This is a genomic window from Tychonema sp. LEGE 06208, assembly GCF_015207505.1.
Lineage (GTDB): Bacteria > Cyanobacteriota > Cyanobacteriia > Cyanobacteriales > Microcoleaceae > Microcoleus.
This window is the reverse complement of record NZ_JADEWT010000192.1, coordinates 1-5,394: the sequence shown is the minus strand read 5'-3', so window position 1 is coordinate 5,394 and position 5,394 is coordinate 1. Positions and strand designations below refer to the sequence as shown.

4 protein-coding genes are annotated in these 5,394 nt (G+C 45.9%); all 4 read right to left on the bottom strand.

Going from position 1 to position 5,394, the window contains the following annotated elements; translation table 11 throughout:
- Positions 1-42: 42 nt before the first annotated feature.
- The 4 genes from IQ263_RS27540 to IQ263_RS27525 all read right to left on the bottom strand — a co-directional run bounded on the left by IQ263_RS27540 (position 43) and on the right by IQ263_RS27525 (position 5,276).
- Entirely contained in the window at positions 43-1,173 is a 1,131-nt protein-coding gene (locus IQ263_RS27540; RefSeq protein WP_194071218.1) for an ABC transporter ATP-binding protein, read from the bottom strand.
- A 187-nt stretch (positions 1,174-1,360) separates the two neighbouring features.
- The gene (locus IQ263_RS27535; protein WP_228050417.1) at positions 1,361-2,131 is read right to left on the bottom strand and encodes a DUF4340 domain-containing protein; all 771 of its coding nucleotides are present in this window, start codon (positions 2,129-2,131) and stop codon (positions 1,361-1,363) included.
- Positions 2,132-2,353: 222 nt separating this feature from the next.
- Positions 2,354-4,297 carry a GldG family protein gene (locus IQ263_RS27530; protein WP_194071217.1) on the bottom strand — a complete coding sequence of 648 codons (1,944 nt, stop codon included), beginning with the start codon at positions 4,295-4,297 and terminating at the stop codon, positions 2,354-2,356.
- A 43-nt stretch (positions 4,298-4,340) separates the two neighbouring features.
- The gene (locus IQ263_RS27525) at positions 4,341-5,276 is read right to left on the bottom strand and encodes an Rpn family recombination-promoting nuclease/putative transposase (RefSeq protein ID WP_228050416.1); all 936 of its coding nucleotides are present in this window, start codon (positions 5,274-5,276) and stop codon (positions 4,341-4,343) included.
- Positions 5,277-5,394: the final 118 nt, after the last annotated feature.

Sequence of the window (5,394 nt, the reverse complement as noted above, 5' to 3'; positions counted from 1 at the left end):
CTCTCCCTCTCTCCCCCTCTCCCATTCTCCCCCTCTCCCTCATTAGGATCGATCGCCCAAAGCAAGGCAATCAGTAGTTCCCCAGTAGGCATAAATCGGCGTGTTTTGGTCTGGGAAAGAGCCGCCGGTATTTGGCTGGCGCACCGTAATTTTATCGCCAGAGGTCAACTCAACCACGTAATGAACGTGAGTGCCCATGTACATAGTATTTTTGAGCCGCCCTTCAAAACAGTTGACCGACACTTCCGGCTGGTATAGATTCAAATATACTTTTTCCGGCCGGACGCTGACCACCACAGAGTCGCCTGTGACACCATTCCACATATCTGACTGCTGAACGATTATTTTCAGATTGGCCGAGGTGCGAACTGTGAGAGTCGATCGGTCGATCGACTCCACCGTACCAGAAAACAAATTCGTATCCCCAATAAAATCCGCCACAAAAGCCGTCTGCGGACACTCATAAATTTCTTCGGGTGAACCGATTTGCTCAATTCGGCCCTCGTGCATCACCGCAATCCTGTCTGACAGACTCATCGCCTCTTCTTGATCGTGAGTCACCATCACAAAAGTCAAGCCTAATTCTTGATGCAAATTCGACAGTTCCAACTGCATCTGCTTCCGCAACTTCAAATCCAGAGCCCCCAGCGGTTCATCCAGCAGTAGTACCGCCGGTCGATTTACCAGAGCTCTCGCCAAAGCCACCCGCTGCTGCTGGCCGCCCGACATTTGACCGGGAAACCGATTGGCGAAAGATTCCATTTTCACCAATTGCAAAACTTCTTTTACCCGTTCTTCTATTTCCGTTTTTCCGAGCTTTTTAATCCGCAATCCAAAAGCGATATTGTCCCAGACATTCATGTGTCCGAACAAAGCGTAGCTTTGAAACACGGTATTTACCGGACGGCGGTAAGCTGGAGTGTTGGTCATCGACTGGCCGCGAATCATCAATTCGCCCGCCGAGGGAGTCTCGAAGCCAGCGATTAAACGCAGCGTCGTAGTCTTACCGCAGCCGGAGGGGCCGAGAATGCTAAAAAATTCTCCTTGTCGAATGCTGATGTCAACTCCGCGAACTGCGGTTTCGCCGTTAAATACCTTAAAGACCTTGCGGAGTTCAACGTCAAGCGCTGTATCCGTTGCTGTCGTACCTTGGTTGAGTGCTGTCTGAAACATATTCGCCCTTTCCTGGGGTTAATGCACGCCGCTTGAATACAGTTTAACTTTAGACTTTTCTGTATTTTAGGCGAGGAATGTTCGATGTAACAGGTTTTGGGATTTGTTCTTTCAATTCTATCTCAGAGTGCTCTTGGGTAAGTCTGAATGTTTTGTGTCGCGCGATCGAGTTCGATCAACTCCCCAACTATTGATTCTCAGGACTTGGAGTAGGAGATGGTGTTGGTGATTTCTCTGGTTTGGGTGCTTCTGCTTTTTTCCATTCTGACAAAGGTCGATTGACAGCATTTTTAAAGTCAAAAGGCACTAGCAGCACGGGCAAATTTTCGGCTGAATTTTGAGGGGGCGCTTCCCCCGGATTGGCTAGAGCGTACAAGAAGCGGCCGCTAAAGTCTGTTTTGCCTAAAACTAAACGGTGAGTTTCCTGGTTGTCCAGCTTGACTGTGACTGTAGCTTGGGGTTTGTCTAGACCGTATTCTGGGAGTTTAGCCGCGGTAGTATTAATCGTGCGATCGCTCTTTCCTGTCGCCAGCCTGTCTAGCAAAAAATCCACCGAAGCCTCACTCGCCTGCCCTTGCACCGGCAATTTCATTTCCCAGCTAGACTTGCCTCCTTTTGTAGCATAAACTCGCTCAAAAGTCAAGATTCTTTCGGGAGTTTTTACTGTAAAGAATTGTATGCGATCGGACTTAAAATTAAAAATTTTATGTTTGTTTTCCTTCGCCTCTTCCTGCTTGGGAGATACCTGCATTTCGTACACAGAAACAAACCCAATCATGCTTAGCGCGACGGCTATCAATACAAATGTATTTTTCTGCAATTTCATAATAACTGGGAATTGGGCATTGGGCATTGGGCATTGGGCATTGGGCATTGGGCATTGGGCGGAGCGAAGCGGAGGGATTGGCCCGCGCAGGGCATTGGGCGGAGCGAAGCGGAGGGATTGGGCATTGGGCATTGGTAATTGTTAATTGCTAGTAAAGAACAAATAACAAATAACTCATCAGCTAATCCGCATTTAATTTGCATGGTGAAATACAGTTTCGCTGTTGTGGGTAGTAGGGGTTGGGCAGGAAAGCCCGCCCTAAACATATAATCTGAATGCACAAAAGCTTAACTAATAACTAATAACTAATGACTGATGACCAATGACTAATGACTAAGGACTAATGACTCTTCATCATCTCCTCTTCCACCAAATAGTGCCGCCTATTACCAGTCCGAGTAAGGGCCAAACTAGCCAAGCTAAAATCAGCAATCCTATTTGGATGACCGTCATATTAATGCGGCGGTTGGTAGATTTTTTCGGACTTATAGAAAGGCTTTGTTGGTCTGGTTTACTCAACCAACTGACAGAGTTGAGAAATACGTCACTATTGAGTTGTTGCTCAAACCAACCGTTAGTCACAAATTGAGATGTGCCAATTACTACCATGCGCGATATTTTTTGAGAACTTGATGGTACAGAAGGAGTTGTGGTTGGCTTCGGAGATGGTGTGGGAGATGGTGTGGGAGATGTTGTGGGAGATGTTGTGGGAGATGGTGTGGGCGTTGGGGAACTTTCGGGAGATGTTGTGGGTGTTGGGGAAGCTGTCGGTAATACTGGCGGCGTAGCTTCTTGGGAGACAATCACCGAGTAGCTAATTGGGGAAGCTGTAGGCGATGTTGTTGGAGATGGGGATGTTGTCGGAGATGGGGATGTTGTCGGAGATGGGGATGTTGTTGGAGATGGGGATGTTGTTGGAGATGGTGAAGTTGTCGGCGATGGAGAATCTGTCGGCGATGTTGTTGGAGATGGGGATGTTGTCGGAGATGGAGAAGGCGAGGGTGAGGGTTTTAAGGGAGTGCTGTCAGCGCCCGATCGCACTAAAGCCACACCTAATAATAACGGGCCTTGTCGATCGGTCTTCTGATCGAACTCCAATTTCTTAGTCGTCAAATCGCTTTCCGCCCAACTTTCCTGACTCGTCCACAGCAGCGGTTGTTCTTCTATCCCTGCTACGGGCGTGGTTTCCAAAGCACGCGCAAACGGATAAAATGAAATGCCGGTGCCGAAACTTTTAGTAATCGGATTGTCGCCGTAGCGCCTGACTGTGGGAACCGTCGGGCCCAGACCGAATCTTTGACCGCCGCCGGAAGCATCGATGACCAAACGGGTGTCTAATTTTAGGCCCCATTCTTGCAGAAATTTGTCTAATCCGGTATTAATTGCTGGGTCTACCATTAAGAATAAACTGCCGCCGCGATCGAGATAAGCCTTTAGCGCTTTAATTTCTGCATCGACAAACGGTTTTTCTGGCCCAGCAATAATTAAAGCATCTGCATCTTCGGGAACTTCTTGGCGTTCGGCAAAATTTAGCGTTTGGGCGTTATAGTATTTATCTTTCAGAGCTTTTTGGGCTTGCTCAATTCCGCCTTGACCTTCTTTCAGCGGGCGCGTTCCTTTACCTTGCAAAAAGTAAACTGTAGGAACGCGAGTGCTCAGAATTTCTTCTAAGCCATTGGTAAGTTTGATCTCTGAAAGACCTTGATTTGGGTCGCTACCAAAAGCTGTGCCGCCTTTTTGCAGCTCTTGTTTTTTGTCGCCCGATTGCAGGTAAACTTCTCCAATGCTGGTAATGCTAAATTCCCTGGCTTTTCCCGGTTGCGCCTGCGGGTCTACAAATTCGTATTGGAACTTGGAACCTCCCTCGCGTTTGTAGCTTTGTAGCAATTCTTTTGTTTGGGGATTTTGAATGGGGTCAAATACCCATACTTTGACTGGTTGTTGGAGGTTTTGCAGTATTTGTTGAGTCTGGGGGGCGAGGGTAAACTGTTGGCTTTCGGTTAAGTCGATGCGGAGGGGATAGCGAAATGCGATGAAGTTAATTACTCCGAGAATCACAAATACTGCGGTGGTAGCAATTAGGGCGTTGGTGCCGGCTTGGGTGGAACGCTGCCCCCAAAAGCCTTGTTCGTGAGTTAAATATAGCAGCCAAAGTGCGATCGTCACCGTTCCGGCAATAACTAAACCGACTGTCAGGGGTTCCCATGCTGCGGATACAAATGCTGCTGTTAAACCTGCTGCGATGAGGAGGGGGCCCAGCCAAAAAATATATTTCCAATTGGTTTTCTTAATTTTCATAACATAAATATGGGACGATAATTTTCCGGTTCGAGAATGTTATTCATATTGCATTAGCCTGCAACCAGGCTGTCAAGTCTGACTGCTGTTGAAAATCCAGGACGGCATCTCCTAATTCTTGTAATTCCTGCACGCCTAATTGACGGATGCAGTTTTCGGTTTCTGGTTGGATTGTGCCTAAACGCCGCACGACTTGACGCAAAATTAACGATAGATGAGCGGCTTTTGTTACCTGTTCTTTTGCTAACTCTATGGCAATCTGCTGGTCTTCAATCCACAGTTCTTGGTTCTGTAATTCATTTAATTCTTCCTGAGTAAAATTGTCTTCGCTGGCCATTCTCAATGCTTTCTCAATTTCGGGGACTGCACTCAGTGTTTCTGGTACTGTATCCAAAGTGCTGGTGTTTTTGAGAAGGTAAATCCATCGGTCTGCGATGGTTTCTAATTCTGCTAATTCTTTAGTGAATTTGGGCAGTTCTATAAATACTAATTCTATTTCAGTATCGGGATAGTCAAACTGTTGCTCTTTTTCTTTGAAAACAAATCGCGTCAGAAATTCTGGTTGGTTTCCAAACATTTCAAAGTCGGCAATTTTTAAAGAAATTACTGTTTTGAGTCTTTCGTAGCGTTCTTCTCGTGTTAATTGCAGGCTGTAGGTTTTAGCTGCGTTGTACAAAACTCTGGTTCCGAAGGAAGGGACGTTGATTACTTGAATTTCAATGAGGGCGATTCGGTCGCCGTTTATTGTGGCTTTGACATCTAGTTGTGTGTCTACTCCGAAAGTTTGATTTCCTGGTTGGGATTTGATTATTTCTAAGTCTTCGATGACTGGCTGTGCTTCATAAAGGATGGCGTTTAAAAAATTAATTAGGATGTCTTTGCTGTCGCTGGAAGCAAATATTTTTTTGAACGCAAAGTCTATTTTTGGATTGATCAATCTCATTGTTTGAGGTAGTTTGTAGAATTTAACATTAGTCATTAGTCATTAGTCATTAGTCATTAGTCATTAGTCATTAGTCATTAGTCATTAGTCATTAGTCATTAGTCATTAGTCATTAGTCATTAGTCATTAGTCATTAGTCATTAGTCATTAGTCA